Annotated in this window: 13 protein-coding genes; 3 read left to right on the forward strand and 10 right to left on the reverse strand. The window is 62.6% G+C overall.

Annotation, left to right across the window (positions count from 1 at the left end; translation table 11 throughout):
- Nucleotides 1-27: 27 nt before the first annotated feature.
- Nucleotides 28-1,530, reverse strand: a complete 1,503-nt coding sequence (pitA, locus tag ACJ8KE_RS21845; protein WP_016930434.1) for an inorganic phosphate transporter PitA — start codon at nucleotides 1,528-1,530, stop codon at nucleotides 28-30.
- A gap of 300 nt (nucleotides 1,531-1,830) precedes the next feature.
- On the opposite strand from pitA, the gene ACJ8KE_RS21850 reads away from it, so the two are divergent.
- Nucleotides 1,831-3,030, forward strand: coding sequence for an NAD(P)/FAD-dependent oxidoreductase (locus ACJ8KE_RS21850; RefSeq protein WP_049278804.1), 1,200 nt, complete (start codon nucleotides 1,831-1,833; stop codon nucleotides 3,028-3,030).
- A 28-nt stretch (nucleotides 3,031-3,058) separates the two neighbouring features.
- Here the strand turns inward: ACJ8KE_RS21850 and add are convergent, their stop codons facing one another.
- Both add and ACJ8KE_RS21860 read right to left on the reverse strand, forming a co-directional pair.
- Entirely contained in the window at nucleotides 3,059-4,051 is a 993-nt protein-coding gene (add, locus tag ACJ8KE_RS21855) for an adenosine deaminase (RefSeq protein WP_306376997.1), read from the reverse strand.
- 9 nt (nucleotides 4,052-4,060) lie between these two features.
- On the reverse strand, nucleotides 4,061-5,002 hold the full coding sequence (locus ACJ8KE_RS21860; RefSeq protein ID WP_016930431.1) for a nucleoside hydrolase: 942 nt from the start codon (nucleotides 5,000-5,002) through the stop codon (nucleotides 4,061-4,063).
- A 160-nt stretch (nucleotides 5,003-5,162) separates the two neighbouring features.
- Here ACJ8KE_RS21860 and ACJ8KE_RS21865 point away from each other — a divergent pair, with 160 nt between their 5' ends.
- Nucleotides 5,163-5,846 carry a Crp/Fnr family transcriptional regulator gene (locus ACJ8KE_RS21865; protein WP_016930430.1) on the forward strand — a complete coding sequence of 228 codons (684 nt, stop codon included), beginning with the start codon at nucleotides 5,163-5,165 and terminating at the stop codon, nucleotides 5,844-5,846.
- Here ACJ8KE_RS21865 and ACJ8KE_RS21870 read toward each other — a convergent pair.
- The 4 genes from ACJ8KE_RS21870 to ACJ8KE_RS21885 form a co-directional block, all read right to left on the reverse strand.
- Entirely contained in the window at nucleotides 5,843-6,262 is a 420-nt protein-coding gene (locus ACJ8KE_RS21870; protein WP_049300435.1) for a VOC family protein, read from the reverse strand. The two genes, ACJ8KE_RS21865 and ACJ8KE_RS21870, sit on opposite strands and share 4 nt — an antisense overlap.
- 126 nt (nucleotides 6,263-6,388) lie before the next feature.
- Nucleotides 6,389-6,805, reverse strand: a complete 417-nt coding sequence (locus ACJ8KE_RS21875; RefSeq protein WP_028127813.1) for an SRPBCC family protein — start codon at nucleotides 6,803-6,805, stop codon at nucleotides 6,389-6,391.
- 36 nt (nucleotides 6,806-6,841) lie between these two features.
- Entirely contained in the window at nucleotides 6,842-7,639 is a 798-nt protein-coding gene (locus ACJ8KE_RS21880; RefSeq protein WP_028127812.1) for an SDR family NAD(P)-dependent oxidoreductase, read from the reverse strand.
- Between the two features lie 55 nt (nucleotides 7,640-7,694).
- Nucleotides 7,695-8,705: an aldo/keto reductase gene (locus ACJ8KE_RS21885; protein ID WP_016930426.1), complete on the reverse strand. Its 1,011-nt coding sequence runs from the start codon at nucleotides 8,703-8,705 to the stop codon at nucleotides 7,695-7,697.
- A gap of 142 nt (nucleotides 8,706-8,847) precedes the next feature.
- Between ACJ8KE_RS21885 and ACJ8KE_RS21890 the strand changes: the two genes are divergently transcribed.
- Entirely contained in the window at nucleotides 8,848-9,747 is a 900-nt protein-coding gene (locus ACJ8KE_RS21890) for a LysR substrate-binding domain-containing protein (RefSeq protein ID WP_016930425.1), read from the forward strand.
- Between the two features lie 33 nt (nucleotides 9,748-9,780).
- On the opposite strand, the gene ACJ8KE_RS21895 is transcribed toward ACJ8KE_RS21890, so the two are convergent.
- From ACJ8KE_RS21895 to ACJ8KE_RS21905, 3 genes are read right to left on the reverse strand one after another with little or no spacing between them, the layout of a single operon-like run.
- Nucleotides 9,781-11,970, reverse strand: coding sequence for a virulence factor SrfC family protein (locus tag ACJ8KE_RS21895; RefSeq protein ID WP_274985113.1), 2,190 nt, complete (start codon nucleotides 11,968-11,970; stop codon nucleotides 9,781-9,783).
- Nucleotides 11,967-14,912 carry a virulence factor SrfB gene (locus ACJ8KE_RS21900; protein ID WP_318670189.1) on the reverse strand — a complete coding sequence of 982 codons (2,946 nt, stop codon included), beginning with the start codon at nucleotides 14,910-14,912 and terminating at the stop codon, nucleotides 11,967-11,969. The genes ACJ8KE_RS21895 and ACJ8KE_RS21900 overlap by 4 nt, the downstream gene beginning before the upstream one ends.
- The gene (locus tag ACJ8KE_RS21905) at nucleotides 14,912-16,150 is read right to left on the reverse strand and encodes an SrfA family protein (RefSeq protein ID WP_110147497.1); all 1,239 of its coding nucleotides are present in this window, start codon (nucleotides 16,148-16,150) and stop codon (nucleotides 14,912-14,914) included. Before ACJ8KE_RS21905 ends, ACJ8KE_RS21900 begins: the two co-directional genes overlap by 1 nt.
- Nucleotides 16,151-16,356: the final 206 nt, after the last annotated feature.

Genomic DNA, 16,356 nt, shown 5'->3' on the forward strand with positions numbered 1-16,356 from the left:
GGCCGCCTTTCTCGTGGTGCTTATCGCTTAGATCAGCTTCAACGCAACCCAATACAGCGCACCGGAAAGCAGAATCGAGATTGGCAGGGTCAGTACCCAGGCCAACAGGATGTTCTTCACGGTTTTGCTCTGCACGCCGCCGCCGTCCACAATCATCGTCCCGGCAACCGCCGAAGAGAGGACGTGGGTGGTGGAGACCGGCATGCCGGTATAACTCGCCACGCCGATCGACAGCGCCGCGGTCATCTGGGCCGATACGCCCTGGGCGTAGGTCATGCCTTTCTTGCCGATCTTCTCGCCGATGGTGGTGGCCACGCGTTTCCAGCCCACCATGGTACCGAGCGACAGCGCCAGCGCGACGGCGACGATGATCCACATCGGCGCGTACTCGACGGTCTGCAGCAGATCCTGACGCAGGTTCTTCAGGAAGCGCTGGTCGGCGGATGAGGTTTCCGGCAGCTTGGCGACTTTATCCGCCGTGTCGGTCACGCACATCAGCAGGCGGCGCAGGTGGCTGCGCTGGTCAACCGTCAGCTGATCGTAGCTTTGCAGGTTGGTCAGCATGCCCTGAGCCAGTTCGATGGCCGGCATGGCGCGCGAACTGTCGCAGTGGAACTCGGCAGGCTTGCCAGACGCAGCTTCGTCATCCGGGCTTGGCACCAGCGGCGTCAGCGACACCGCATGCGACAGCGCGTCGCCGTGCTGCTGGTAATATTGCTGCAGGTGGGTCACGGCGTCACGCGTACGGGTGATGTCATAACCGGTTGCATTCATATTGACCACGAAGCCGGCCGGCGCAACGCCGATCAGCACCAGCATGATAAGGCCGATGCCTTTCTGGCCGTCGTTGGCGCCGTGCGAGAAGCTGACGCCAATCGCCGACAGGATCAGCGCGATACGGGTCCAGAACGGCGGCTTGCGTTTGCCGTCGACCTTTTCACGTTCCGCAGGGGTCATGTGGATACGCTGGCGTTTCTTGGTGCCACTCCAATAGCGGCGCAAGGCGAACACCATCACTCCCGCCACCATCATGCCGACCAGCGGCGAGAACAGCAGAGAAAGGAAAATGCCAATCATTTTCGGGACGTTAAGCGCATCCACCACCGAAGTGTGGGTCATCAGGGCGTTGGTTAAACCGACACCGATGATTGCGCCTATCAGCGTATGGGAACTGGACGCCGGCAGACCGAAATACCAGGTGCCGAGGTTCCAGATGATTGCCGCCAACAGCATGGAGAAGACCATGGCTAATCCGTGTGCTGAACTGACGTTCAACAACAGATCGGTAGGCAGCAAGTGGACGATGGCGTAAGCAACACTCAAACCGCCGAGCATTACGCCAAGAAAGTTGAACAAACCTGCCATCACGACCGCAAGTTGCGAGCGCATGGCGCGGGTATAAATAACTGTAGCGACCGCATTGGCCGTATCATGAAAACCGTTGATGGCTTCATAAAACAACACGAACAACAATGCGAGAATTAACATCAGGCCGGTATGGAAATCCAGGCCAGCGAACAAATGCAGCATAAGCGTTACGCCAGTTTGTGGACATGAACGCCGCGCATTATCAGTGACAACCGGGGCCGGGGAAAAGGAAAATATGACGTTTTTTTGATTTGGACATGACGAAACGATGACGCGCCTATAACAAAAATATTGAATATCAACGCGTTATTCTCCTCTGACCTCTGTAATATTTTCTTACTGTGGCGTTGGCGGCGCCGGGGCTTTACAATCTTCCGCCGTGAATTTGGCGGTGACCGGCGGCGAAACGGCGTAATATGGCGCTCTTTTGTCGCGATTGTGGTTTTGATAAGTGAGGCTCAGGTGGAACAGTTTGATGTCGTAGTGATTGGGGCGGGCGCCGCCGGCATGTTTTGCGCCGCGCAGGCGGGGCAACTCGGTTGCCGCGTGTTGCTGCTCGACAACGGCAAAAAACCGGGCCGCAAGATCCTGATGTCCGGCGGCGGGCGCTGCAACTTTACCAACATGTACGCCGAACCGGCGGCCTATCTGTCGAACAACCCGCACTTCTGCAAGTCGGCGCTGGCGCGCTACACCCAGTGGGACTTCATCGATCTGATCAACCGCTACGGCATCGCCTACCATGAAAAAACGCTGGGGCAGCTGTTCTGCGACGATTCGGCGCAGCAGGTGGTGGATCTGCTGGTTAAAGAGTGCGAGCTGGGCCAGGTGACGATGCGCCTGCGCAGCGAAGTGTTGGGCGTGGAGAAAACCGAGAGCGGCTACCAGCTGGCGCTCAATGGCGAAAAAGTAAGTGCTCGCTCACTTGTGGTGGCTAGCGGCGGATTATCCATGCCGGGGTTGGGCGCGTCGCCGTTCGGTTACAAACTGGCGGAGCAGTTCGGCCTCAGAGTGTTGCCGACGCGCGCCGGGCTGGTGCCTTTTACCCTGCATAAGCCGCTGCTGGAGCATGTGCAGACGCTGTCCGGCGTGTCGGTGCCGGCGGTGATCACCGCCGAGAACGGCGTCAGCTTCCGTGAAAGCATCCTGTTCACCCATCGCGGTCTCTCTGGCCCGGCGGTATTGCAGCTGTCCAGCTACTGGCAACCGGGTGAGTATGTGAGCGTTAACTTACTTCCGGAGCTGGATCTGGCGGGCTTCCTGGATAACCAACGCCAAGAGCACCCGAACCAAAGCCTGAAAAACACCCTGGCGCTGCATTTGCCGAAGCGGTTGGTGGAGTGTTTGCAGACCCTGGGACAATTGCCGGAGGCGACGCTGAAGCAACTGAATGCGCCGCAACAGGCGGCGTTGGTGGATCTGTTGCAGAACTGGCGCGTGCAGCCGAACGGCACCGAAGGCTACCGCACGGCGGAAGTGACGCTCGGCGGCGTTGACACCAACGAACTTTCTTCCAAGACGATGGAGGCCCACAAGGTGCCAGGGCTCTATTTCATCGGCGAAGTGGTGGACGTGACCGGGTGGCTGGGCGGCTACAACTTCCAGTGGGCCTGGAGTTCGGCCTGGGCCTGCGCCCAGGCGCTGGCGGCGCAGGGGCGTTAAAACCCGCTCAGCCTTGACACGTGCCGGGTCACATTGGCCCGGCCTTGAGCTGATTCATTAATTTTATTTTAGTGTTTCCGTCGAGAAAGCTCGCCTCCAGCGCCTGTCGGTTGCTGCGGTTAAAATCGTCATCCTGCCAGCCGAAGGCGTCATGCAACAGCTGATACTCCTTGTTCAGCGTGGTGTCGGCGACGGTGCGCGCATCGGTATTCACGTTCAGCCGCACTCCCATCCTTTTCAGCCGATCTATCGGATGATCGTCGATGCTGTCGAACAGATTGCAGACGAGATTGCAGCTGGGGCAGATCTCGAGCAGGACGCCGGTGGCTATCAGACGCTTGACGAGCGCAGGGTCCTCGATGCTTCTGACGCCGTGGCCGATGCGTGACACCTGTAGCTGCTCCAGCGTTTCCCGTACGCTGTCGGCGCCCTTCGCCTCGCCGGCGTGGGCGATGACGTTGCCGCCGGCGGCACGTACGGCGCGAAAGGCCGCCACATGGTGGGTCAGCGGGTAACGCGCTTCATCGGCGGCCAAATCCAGCGCCACCACGCCGCTTCCCTGATAATCGATAACCAGTTTCGCCGTTTGCAGGCTGGCGGCCGCGTCGAAATGCCGCAGCGTGCACAGGATCAGCCCGGCGGCGATGCCGTAAGCCCGCGAGGCGTGATGCATGGCCGCCAGCACCGTCTCGACCACCGCTTCATCGCTTAACCCCAGCCGGGTATGCAGCAGCGGCGCGAAGCGCAGCTCGGCATAGATGACATTATCCGCCGCCAACTGCGCGAATAAGTCCTCGACGGCCAGCGTTATCGCCTGGCGTGTCTGCAATAGATCTATTTGCGGCGCTATCTTGCTTAGAAAGTCCCCCAGATCGGCGCATCGTTTCGGCGCGATAAATTGCCGATTAAATGCCGTTCTGGTTATTTGCGGGTCGACCTTTTTTAAATAGTGGTAGCTTAAACAGGTATCCAAATGAACGTGTAATTCCACTTTCTTCAATTTTCTTGGATCGAATTTCATGCGAGTCACTTATTTCATTAACGGCTGAGATAACAACGAGAACAGTTTTTCTTTAAACAGGCCGGGCTTAATGCGGGTAATCACGCGCGCATTGGCCGGTTCGCCGGTAAGCTGAGTGGAATCGATGACGTAATGGCCGTAAGACCTCTCACTTTTATATTCAACCCAGGAATACGCCTCCAGACTGGTCTCGACGATATCCGGATAGAGCGCCACCGCCATGGTGGTCGGATCGGGCAAATCAAACCCTTTGCGTTCGGTACGCCGTGCGTTGAACGCCATCAGCGCGCGATTGCAGCGCACGGCAAAGCGTCCCAGTTCGCCGAGGTTATTCAATCGTTCTATATCGCGTTCGTCGATAAACGCTTCCCCCATGCCGATCTCCCAGCCGACGAGAGTGAGCGGCAGCCCGGCAGTGAGCACCAGGTGCGCGGCCTCGGCATCGGCGTAAAAATTAAATTCGGCCAGCGGGGTGATATTGCCGGGCATCAGCCCGGAACCGCCCATCACATAAACCCTCTTCACTTTTTCGGCCAGCGTGGGCGCTTTCAGCACCGCCATCGCGAGATTGGTCAACGGCCCGAGGGTGACGATTTCCAGCTCGCCATTGAGCCGTGCGGCGCAGTCGATGATGGCGTCCACGGCATGAACGGGTTCGGCGCTCTGGCGCGGATCGGGCAAGGCCATGTCGCCCATGCCGTCTTCGCCGTGAATATGGTGCGAATGATAACGCGTTCGGAAAAGCGGTTTCGCCATGCCGGCATAAACCGGGGGCGCATAGGTTCCCGCTTTTTCCACGCAGATAAGTGCATTTTTGACGCACTGTTCAAGCGGGCAGTTTCCCGCGACGGTGGTGATCGCTTCCACCTTCACGTCGGGTGCGCGCAACGCCATCAGCAGCGCGACGGCATCGTCGGAAGCAGTATCGGTATCTATCAAAATATGTCGCATGGCCATCTCCTCGGGTGGGCTATGCGGAGAAAGTACCCAGACGACCTAAGGCAAAAAAGGTCAGATGTCCTTTTTCGTTCTGAAGCGCGTCGGCTATGCTGAACGCAGTCGAAAGCGAGGATGTAAGACGTTTAAGGATGAGCCCTGGGAGTGAATTGCCTTGAAAACGGTCGGTGACAGCAAGCTAAAAGAAGCTTTTATCGACGCTCACGATCTGCGAACGGCGCTTTCGCCCACGCTGCTCGCCGCACTGCGCCTGGTCAGCGTCGAAGCCGGCGAATACCTGGTGACGCAAAGCGATCGTTTGACCCACCTGTTTTTTCTCGTGCAGGGAAAATTGCAGGTTGAGAATTTTGATGTGAATGGCGCGCACATTGTCTTTTCCTTCGAAACGGATTTCTCGGTGATTGGCGATCTGGAGCTGTTCTCCCAGACGCAGCGCACGCTGTTCAGCACCGTGCAGGCGGTGACCGACGCGCTGCTCCTCGCGGCACCGATAGAGGCCATCAACAATCACGCCCTGAGCGACCCGGCGTTCCTCACCTTTATCTGCCGGCAATTGAGCACTAAGCTGCTGAATGCCTCTTTGCTGCATGCGAACGGCGTTTTTACGGCGGAGTATAAACTGCGAAAATTTTTATTATTCAAGATAAAGAACGAAGGGGAATTGATTGAGCTGGAAAACCGGGAGGCGCTGGCGGCGAGATTGGGCATCTCCGTCAGACAGCTGAGCCGCGCGCTGGCGCAGCTCGCGGCGGACGGCATCATTCAATTTAAAAACAAGTCACTGTGGGTGACGGATCGCCAACGGCTGTCCGACATCAACGGGAGCGCCAGGATCTAGCCGATCGCCGGCCCCTTCAATTCCACGCGATTGCCGTCCGGATCGCTGAAATAAATGGACGGGCCGTCGCCTTCAGCGCCATAGCGCGATTCGGCGGGATCCACGCCGATCCCCTGCGCTCGCAGATAGGCCAGCAGCTCGTCCTCGTTGAAAGGATCGATGCGCAGGCAGACGTGATCGACATTTTGCCGGTGAGGATCGGGCGCCGCGCCGCCTTTTTTCCCCAACACGCCGTTAATATCCACCAGATCGATCATGGCCGCTCCGGCGCGCAGGTGCATCAGCCCCAAATCCGGCCGCTGTTTGGCGATATCACAGCCGACGATCTGGGTATAAAAATGCAGGCTTTTCTGCATATCGCGCACGCGCAGCACCACATGGTCGATAGTCTTCAGGCTGAAAGGGCGCACGGCCATCTCCTCAAACGGAAGTCTCCTTTACAGCATAAACGGCGCTGGCGGATTTATCCTGCTCCAGAGCTAAAGACAAAAAAACGGCCAATGGCTTTCACCATTGGCCGCGAGCGCTTGAGCATACCGGCGTTAGCGCGGGAAGTTGCCGCTCAGCGCATCCAGGCCGCCCTGGTAGATGCCGCTGAACAGGGCGACGGCCTCGTCGTCGCTGATGTTGACCGGCGTGAAGCTGCCCGACCATTCCACGCGCGCCACGTTGGCGTCGTCGGTGGCGTGCACTGACAGGGTGGACAGGTAATTCACCACCGGGAACGGCGCCTGCATGATGGAGTAGCTGTAGCTGCGTTGACGGTTGTCGAACGCTTCCAGCCGCTCGATGACGGTGCCGCCGTCGGCGGTGGTTAAGGTACGCACGCGGCCGCCTTCCGAAATGACGCTTTTCGGGATGAATGGCAGCCAGTCAGGCAGGGCGTCGAAGCCGCCGATCAGTTGCCATACGGTGTCGGCGGATGCCGGGATGTTCATAGATACGGATGTATTAGCCATTTTCTTTCTCTCTTGATATCGGTTTAGGGTACGGAATTACATTGCCAGGGTGTCGACGACGCCGCCGTCGACGCGCAGCGCAGCGCCGGTAGTGGCCGAAGACAGCGGGGACGCAAGGTAAACGGCCAGGTTGGCCACTTCATCGACGTCCGCCGCGCGCTGAATGATGGAGCTTGGGCGTTCGGTTTTAACGAACTCGTCGGCCTGATCGCGCGCGCTGCGCCCGGATTTGGCCGCTGCTTCCGCCAGCATCTCCTGCAGGCCTTCGGTAAAGGTTGGCCCTGGCAGGATGGCGTTGACCGTCACGCCGGTGCCGGCGAGGCGTTTCGCCAGGCCGTGAGACACCGCCAGGTTGGCGCTTTTGGTCACGCCGTAGTTGATCATGTCCGCCGGGATGGCGACGCCGGATTCGGACGACACGAAAATAATGCGTCCCCAGCCCTGTTCGGTCATGTTCTGCGCGTAGTGGCGCGCCAGACGCACGCCCGAGAGGACGTTGACGTTATAGAAGTGCATCCACTCGCTGTCGGGCACGGTAAAGAAGTCTTTATCGTTGAAAATGCCCAGGTTGTTGATCAGCACGTCAGCTTTAGGCTCCGCGGCGAACAGGGTTTCTGCCCCTTGTTCCGTGCCGAGATCGGCGACCACGCCGCGCACTTGCGCGCCGGGCACGTTGGCGCTGATGTCGGCGATAGCGTTATCGACCCCGGTTTTTTGACGGCCGACGATCACCACGGTGGCGCCCGTTTTGGCGAGTCCGCGCGCGATGCCCAAGCCGATGCCGGAGGTGGAGCCGCTGACGACGGCGACTTTGCCTGAAAGATCCAGTTTCATCATGTATATCACTCTGTAATGTGGGTAATGGGGCCGGGGGGCGGCCCCATAAAACTTAACGAATCGGCAGCGGCGCGTTGTCAGCCACCAGTTTCTGACGGCGCATCTCCGCCCAGAACTCAGCCGGGATCACTGCATCCAGCGCAGCCAGATCTTCGGCCATGCGGCCAGGACGGCTCGAACCGGGGATCACGGCGGCGACGGCCGGGTTAGCCAGCGCAAACTGCAGCGCAGCGGCTTTGACGTCTACCTGGAAGCGAGCGGCGATCTCTTTGATTTTCGCGACTTGCTGGCGAATAGCCGGGGACGCTTTCTGATATTCGAAATGTTCACCGCCGGCCAGCACGCCGGAGCTGTATGGGCCGCCGACGACGATATCGACATTCTGTTCCAGCGCTTCCGGCATCAGGCGTTGCAGGGCGCGTTCGTGATCCAGCAGGCTGTAGCGACCGGCCAGCAAGAAGGCATCCGGTTTAGGTTCATCGAGCGCCAGCGTCAGCTCGCAAGGCTCGACGCGGTTAACCCCGAGTCCCCAGGCTTTGATCACGCCTTCGTCACGCAGGCGGGACAGCGCGCGGAAGGCGCCGGTACGGGCGATATTGAACTGTTCCAGCCAGCTGTCGCCGTAGAAATCCTGAGCGACGTCGTGGATCCAGACGATATCCAGACGGTCGGTTTTCAGGCGCTTCAGGCTGTTTTCAATGGAGCGAAGCGTGCCGTCTTCCGAGTAGTCGTTCAGGATCTTGTTTTTCAAACCGTGTTCGAACAGGCCGCCTTTCTCACCCAGATCGCGGGCGGCGGGATCTTCCATTTCGTCCAGCATGATGCGGCCCACTTTAGTGCTCAGTACGAACTCATCGCGTGGGTACTGAGAAAGCGCTTCGCCCATGCGAATTTCCGACAGGCCGGAACCGTAAAGCGGCGCGGTGTCGAAGTAGCGGATGCCCAAGTCCCAGGCGCTGGTTACGGTAGCCCGCGCTTCTTCTTCTGGAATGGCGCGGTACATATTGCCGAGCGGCGCGCCGCCCAAACCGATCTTGCCGGGTAAAATATTTTTGATGCTCATGGTGAATCCTCAATACGTTATCTTTTCAGGGAAACTTGTGGGGCTCATACAGCGTCTGCCCCGTCACGAGGCTAAAGATAACTTGGCAAGTTGTGACTTGATAGGACATAATTTGTCTAAGTTAAGTCCTTTGAGGTCTGAGATGATCGATTTACGTCAGTTGAAATACTTCGTCGCGGTGGCGGAAGAGGAGCACGTCGGCCGCGCCGCCGAACGGCTGCACATTTCCCAGTCACCGCTGAGCCGGCAGATTTCCCAGCTTGAGGAACGTCTGGGTTTGATGCTGTTCGAGCGCAATCAGCAGCGCATCCGCCTGACCGCCGATGGCCAGACGTTTCTGGCCGAAACCCGCGCGCTGTTGACGCACGCCACCCGGCTCGAATCGCTCGGGCGCCGCCTGGGGCGGGGGGAAGACGGCGGGCTGTGCATCGGCTATATCGAAAATGCGATGCACTCCGGCGTCTTGTCGAACGCATTGCGGTCGCTGCGGGTTTCCCGGCCGGATGTGCACATCGTGCTTTACAGCCAGCCTTCTTCCATGCAGCTGGAAGGGCTGCGGCAGCGCAGCCTGGACGTAGCGCTGGTCAATACGGCGCCGGATCGCGCGGATCCGGATTTTGAATATACGCAGGTGCTGGACGATCGCATGCTGCTGGCCTTGCCGCAGACGCATCCGCTGGCGGACAGGGAAACGCTGCAGCCGGCGGATCTCACCGATCAGGCTTGGATCTCGGTGATCCACAAAGAGGATGCCCATTCGCGCGACGACTTCGTGGCGGCCTGCGTGAAGGCCGGGTTCGATCCGGATATTCGGCTGGAGGCGGGCGAGCCGCTGACCGCGCTGGGGCTGGTCGCCGCCGGATTGGGGATGACGTTGATCCAGCACAGCCTGCGGCATAACGCGCCGCAAGGCGTAGTGCTGCGCGAACTGCCCTGGATGCAATACACCACGCAGCTGTGGGCCGTGTGGCACAAGGCCAACCTGCGCCCGCTGGTCACCCATTTCCGCGAAGTGATGTCGGCCGGTCCGGCCTGCCACTGACTGCGCGGCGGTGTCCGGCCCGGCTTGCGCCCGCTACGGCACAGCGCGTAGGGCGGCGACGATCGCCGTCAGTGCGCCGCGCTGCTCGTCTGCCAGCGCGGGCTGCGCCTGCGCGGCATTTTCCGCCAGCAGGGTCTGCAGGCCGATCAGCCAGTCATAGATATAAAACGCGGTATTTTTGGTTGGCGTCGGCGCCAGCCGGGTGAGCCGCTGCTGGCCGCTCCAGTCCACCGCCGGCTGCGGCGGCGGGGTAAAGATCGGCTGGCCGGGATTGACGCGGCTCTCGGGGCGCGTTGCCGCATCGCGCCGCTGGAAGCCGAGCCAGGCGACGAAGTCGCCCAGTAGCGCCAGCGCCTGGCTGATCTGCCGATCTTCTCCCTGTTCCGGCAGGCCGCCGGCGCACAGCGCGCGCTCCAGTTCGTCGTCGAGCCGCTGGCGGCAGGCGGCGCCGATCAACGCATCGACCAGCAGTTCGAGATGCGGTTTGTCGACACCGAGCAGATCCAGCAACCGGCGGTTGTCCGGCAGGCTGCGCAGATGGTTGATCCAATCCGCGAATACCCGCGCGGCAAAGGGTGACGCGGGGGGCTCGCCGGAGGCCGGCGTTTCCGGTGCGCCGAACAGATCGATGTCGAGCCCGAACGGCGCAGGCGTCGCCGGGGTCGGCGCGGCGTGCTGCTGTTGCTGGTAAAGCTGGCGCAGCGTATCGCGCTGGGGCAACAGTCGTTCCAGCAGTTCGCCGTGGCGGCCGGCCTGCGCCTGCAGCGCGCGCAGCAGCTGTTGGGCGCGTTGCTGGGTCGCGTACGGATCGGCGGCGGTGAGCCAGTTGCCGAGCAGGCTGTCCGTCAGCTCGCGCTGCAACTCTTCGCGCAGCTCGAGCAGGCGCGCTTGCTTGTGGGCCGGGCGCGCCTGTACGGCCAGGTAGTTCACCATGCGGCGGCAATCCTGCTCATCCAGCGCCAGCAGCGTGGCCCAGCTGTCACCGGGTTCGCCGACCTGACGCTGAACGGCGTCGTCAGGGCGCGGTTTGCCTTCCTGGCGTGAGTCGAACGGCGTGATTGCCCAAATTAAACCGGGTTTGCGGCGTTGGCGCAGCGCCGGGGTTTCCCCCTGGGTGTGGTCGACCCAACCGGCGAGCGCCTGGCCGATGCGCGCGGCGTCCTGCGGCGCGGCGGCGGCATCGGTCACCAGCAGCAGGTTGGCGTGCAGGCCGTCCGCGCAGCGGGTCAGCAAATGGGCGCGTTTCGCCTGTTGCAGCCGCTGCGCCGGCTCCGCCTGCGGGCGGGCGCGGCTGCCGGGCAGGTCGATCAGCGCCACGTCGGCGGGCAGGCCCGCCTGCGCCGTCTGCGGCAGACCGGTGGTCACTTCGGCGGTCAGCCAGGCCAGATCGCTCAGCGCGATCTCCCGTTCACCGCCGTGTTCGGCCATCACGACGATTGCCGTGTTTTCCGGTGCGGCGCTCGCGGTCAGCAGCGTCAAGGCGCGGCGCGGGGCATGAACCCGCCGGCTGTCACCGAGGGCATGCAGCGTATGTGCCAGCTGGCGATAATGCGTCGTCAGCGTCGTTTCCTCTCCCCACAGCGGCGCAAACAGGCGCGCGCGATCGTCGATGCTCAGCTGCGGCGCCAGCGCCACGGCCTGCGGCCAGAAATGCCTGTCCAGCGTCTGTTGCCCCTTGTCGCCGTGGCGGCGTTGGCTATCCCACAGCGCCAGCACATCGCTGTCGCTGAGGCCATCGGGGGCGACGGCTTGGCGGTGGCGTGCCAACGTTTGCAGATGGCCGGCGATCGCGCGGGCGTCCCAGTCCAGCCGGAAGCCGCCCATCGCGGCGGCATCGAGCGTGATGGCCAGCCACTGCGCTTCATTGAGCAGGGCGAGGGCGATCGGATACTCGGCGGGCCCCGCCTCGGCCGCCGTGCAGTAGCGCACCGCGAGCGAAAGGTCCGCGCTGAAGCGCTTTGCGCCAGGGGCCAGCGCCGCCAGCAGGTGGGCCTTGGCGGCGGCGTTGTGGCCATACAAACCGATGGCGACCTGCGCAGGCTGGGTGTTTTCCAACTGGACGGCGCGATTATGGCAACGGCGCAGGCGCAGCGTCAGGCGATCCGCCTCCTGTTCCAAACGGGCGGACTGCCGGCGCGCGGCGTCCACCCAGTCGATCGCCTGCAGAATGCCGGCGCTGAGCGCGTTATTTGGGGCTGATTGGACGGTGGTAGTCGCTTTCATCGTGGGTAAATGCTCCCGCTGTCTATCCAGTAGTGGGTCGCGCCGGAGGCGCTGGCAGCCAGGGTATTGAGTTTCAGTTGCAGATGGTGCGCCGGGACGGCACTGCCGTCGGCCAGCACCGCCTGCGCGATCTTGACGCTTTCGGCGCCCTGTTCGGCGCTGGCTGTGATGGCCAGCCGCAGGCCGATCACCGCGTCACCGGCCAGCTTACGCGCCAACTGGGCGTCATTGATGGTCAGCGTATAGAGCGGCGAGGCCGGCCAACGTTCGTTGTCCAACTGGCGGAAGCCCAGGCGCAGCGGGCCGCGCAGCTGGAAGCTGCCGGCGGGATCGAGCGCGAAATCGGCGCGATCCAGATCGATGTCGCGGTAATAGACGTTATCGTCCGCCAGCATGTTGTTGCCGTCCAGCATGCCCAGATAGCGAATGGTGGAGTAGGGCTGGAAATCCCCGACGTTGAAGTAAAAGCTCTCCAGCCGCAGGTCGATTGCCAGCAGGCACAGCATGGCGCCCACGGCGGCGGTGGATTTTGGGTTGTCGATACGGCCGCGTTTGTTGAACGGGTACCAGCTGCGGGTGTGATACCCCTCCAGCGGCAGAATGCGGCTGGCGGGCAGCGGCTGCAGGTGGCGCAGCAGCGCCTGCACGCCGGGGAAGCGCGCCGGGCGGCCGGTCAGCAGCAGCACGTCGCAGGTGTACAGCGCCACCACCTCAGCCAGTAGGCGCAGGCAGCGGCCGATGCCGATGCGATCGGACAAGAAGGCGGCGTGCAGATCGGCCAGGCGGATCACCAGCGGGGTGTGCAGAATATCGAAGGCGTTGCTGTCAGCTTCGCGCTGCACTTCGCCGTTGATAAACGCCAGCACCTGCGGCGTCGGCGGCTGCGGCAGCAGATCGCCCAGGCTGGCGGCGATTTCCGCCCGGCTGTCCAGCGGATCGTATTCTTCATAGGCGCTGAGCAGCGCGCGTCCGGCGGGCATGAAGATCTGCAGCGCGGCCTGCTGACGCAGGGTGGAAAGCCCGTCCATGCGTCCTTCGTTGCCGAACAGTTTGTCCATCAGCGCCGCGGCGGCGCTCACGCCGGCGGCTTCGAACGCCTGTTGCACGGCGGGCAGAACAAATTGCTGGATGATGTCCAGCAGGATGTCGTCGCCGGCGACCTTAAAGCCCTCGCGGAACAGCAGGCGCGGGTTGATTTTGATGTTGTTGCCCACGCCGTCGTCGAGCGAGTAGTGCGTGATCGCCAGATCGGTGGTGCCGCCGCCGATGTCGATGGAGGCGATGCGCAGCGTTTTGCCCGCTTGTTCGCTTGGCGCCAGCGGCCGGTCGGGCCGGGCCATGGCGGCGAAAAAGGCGTCGGTGCGGCCGGCGAAGTTCACTTGGGTTTCGTTGTACAGATAGACCATCTGGCCGCAGGTGGCCTCGTCCCACTCCATCTGCACCTGCGGCGCCGGGAAGCGGGTGCGCGTGCCGTCGAACGGCGCATCCTGCGGGTGCCAGCCGAGGGACTTCCACACCAGCCCGATCGCCTCCTGCATGCGGCGGCGGAAAATCTCGCGCTCCGGCTTCGGCATCGCCGAAGGCAGCGTCAGAATGATGGCGCGCAAACGGCGCGGCGCGGCGGCGTTCGGCATGCGGCTGCGCTGTGCGATGCTGTTGATCTGCATCAGCGCCTGCGCCAGCAGCTCGCTCAGCATCAGGCTCATCACCGCGCTGCGGCTGTAATGGGCGGCGAATACCGGCAGCCGTTGGGACGTCGGCAGGGCGGACAGCGGCACGCCCTCGTCGTTGATCAAGGTGGTCAACGGCGCGGCGGCGGCCATCGGCTCGTGCCGCTCGTTGAAGCGCCAGCCGGGCGCATAGCGCTCCTCGTCCCACAGATAGCGCCGTGGGCTGGAGATGCCGGTGGTGCCTTCATGCCCTTCGCGTCGCTGCGCCAATTGCGCGGCTTCACGGCCGACGCGGGTGATGGACGGCCATTGGAAGGCGTCGTCGCGTCCACTCTGGAAGGACAGATGCGGCTTGCCGAACGAGGCCCGAGAAAACTCCACCCGGCTCTCGAACAGTTCGTTGTAGACGCAGTGCGGTTCGGACAGCGAGCGCAGCTGCAGCTCATAGGTTTGCTTCAGGCCGTTGCTCTCTTCCGGATGGTCCTCGACCAGCACGCCGCAGGTGTGAGAATTGCCGACGTCCAGCACCAGATCGACGTCGATCGCCGGCTGTTGCAGCGTCGCCGCCGCCATTTTTATCTGCGGTACCGTCAACTGATGGCCGAGCATGTGCAACAGGTTGAGGTAGTGTGCCTGATACTCGAAGGTTTTCAGCCCGGCGTTGATCTCCGCCTCGGTGCGCTGTTCCCGCTCGGCGGCGCGCTGGCTGAACGCCTCGCGCAGCCAGCCGTCCACCCAGGTCAGATCGAGGAACTCGCCCAGCTCGTGGTTGCGGTGCGCCAGCGCGAAGCTGAGGCCGGCGCCGAGATCGCTCTCGCTTGGCGCCAATGCTTCCTGGCCGGGCGCGGCGGCGCGGGTGTCGAAGGCCAGCACCACCCGCAGCAGGTTGCCGTCCTGATCCGGTTCATCCAGCTGCACCACCTGCAGGCGCGCCCAGTTGTCCGGGCCCGACAAAAACAGGCCCGCCGGGGTGTGGCGCAAGAAGGGCAGCGGCAGCCAGAGCTTATCCAGCAGGTGCAGCGACTGCTGCAGCGGATAGCTGAACTCCGGCCGCACCACTTCGGCGGCCTGGTCGCCCACGGCCGGCAACTGGTATTTGCCGCTCTCGGCCTCCCATTGCAGGCGCAGCAGCGGGCCGCTGGCGGTCTTGCGCACGAATTTGCCGGGAAACTCGGCGTCCAGTCGCGGCGTCAGGGCAAAGTCCAGAAACTGAATGCCGCTGTCCTGAATCAGCGTAATGCCGTGTTTGTAGTCAGTTAGGGGGGCCAGCATCATTTACTCTCGCGCTTGAACGTCATGGGATAGGTGGTGTCCGCATCGTAGCGGCCGGTGCACTCCGCCGCGCCGGTTTCGCCCTGGCGGCAAACGATTTCCGGGATCTGATAGCGGCTGCCATCGCTGCAGCGCGCCTTGGTGCGGCTGTTGATCACCAGATTGCCGGACTGCATCAGCCCGGCCTCGACCGCCGCCCGGCAGGTGACGCCGTCGCCGTAGGCGATGACGGCGCTGCCTTTGCCCGCGTTCAGGCGGTATTGCAGGCTGGGGCGCTTGCCGGTGATCGGATCTTTCAGCGCCACCGTGGCGCGCCATTTGCCGTTAAGGAAACGGGTGGAACCGGCCTTCACCGCCTCGGGCGGCAGCACCAGCGCATTTTTGTCCAGCGGTTGCGGGATGGCCGGCGCCGGGGGCGGCGGCATCAGCGTGGCGTGCGCCAGCGGCAAGCGCAGCTCAGGCAACGGCGCGGCGGTTTTTTCCGGCGCTGCCGGATGGCGCACCTCCGCCGGCATCGCCGGTTGCGGCGGCGGCGAGCGGTGCAGCCAGGCGGCCAGCGCCGCGCTGCCTAGCAGCAGTACCGGTAACAGCCAGAGGGCGTGACGCCGGCGCGGGCGAACAGCGGCAGGGGATTCGACGGGCGTCGCCGGGGCGGGCACCGGTTCAGGCTCTGCCGCCGGAGCCGATTTGGCCGGCTCGATAACGGCCGGTTTGCGCGGAGCGGCGGCGATCGGCGCCGGTTTTTCTACCTCCGTTTCGGCAGGGCGCAGGCAGGCTAAAGGATCGTCCGGACTCTGCGCCTGCGGTTTGATAAAGCCCCAAAAGGTCAGCACCGGCCGATCGTCCACCAGGTAGACGTGGTTGGGATCGGGAATATGCATCGCTTTGGTCAGCAGCGCGCCGAACAGGCGATGGCTGGGGTGATCGGTCGCCCGGGCCTGTTCGGTCAGGCTGCGGAAGGTCGTCAGGCAGTGTTCCAGATGGCGAACCGCCTGCGCGCGCTGGGCGTCGCTCGCCGCCAGCCAGGAGGTCACCTTGCCCGGAAAGGGCGCATACCAGTCGATGCGGGTGCCGCTTTCGTTCGGCTGGGGGATCGCCAGACAGTCGGCGGCCTGCTGCTGCCGGCGAAGACGCAGGGTTTCCCGCAGCTGCTGCGCGCAGGCGTAGATCGATTGCCCGTTTTCGCCTAAAGCCAGCACATCATCCAAACTGCCACTGCGTAAGAAGGGTTTCACCACGGCGCCGCACCTTGTCCTGTTCTGCAAAAACGCATAAAAGTCCATGATACCCCGCAGGCAGAGCCGCCAAACGGCCAAGGACAGCCCGAAAAACGCCCTTCTTTGGCGTTAGCGGCGCACTTTGGCAACCGGCACAGTGAAAATCTCGCTATCTGGACCTGTCTGTGAACCGCTTTATCTGAAAAATAGAACGCAGCCCCGGCAGG

This window comes from Serratia sp. CY56464 (genome assembly GCF_052168435.1).
Classification (GTDB): domain Bacteria; phylum Pseudomonadota; class Gammaproteobacteria; order Enterobacterales; family Enterobacteriaceae; genus Serratia; species Serratia marcescens.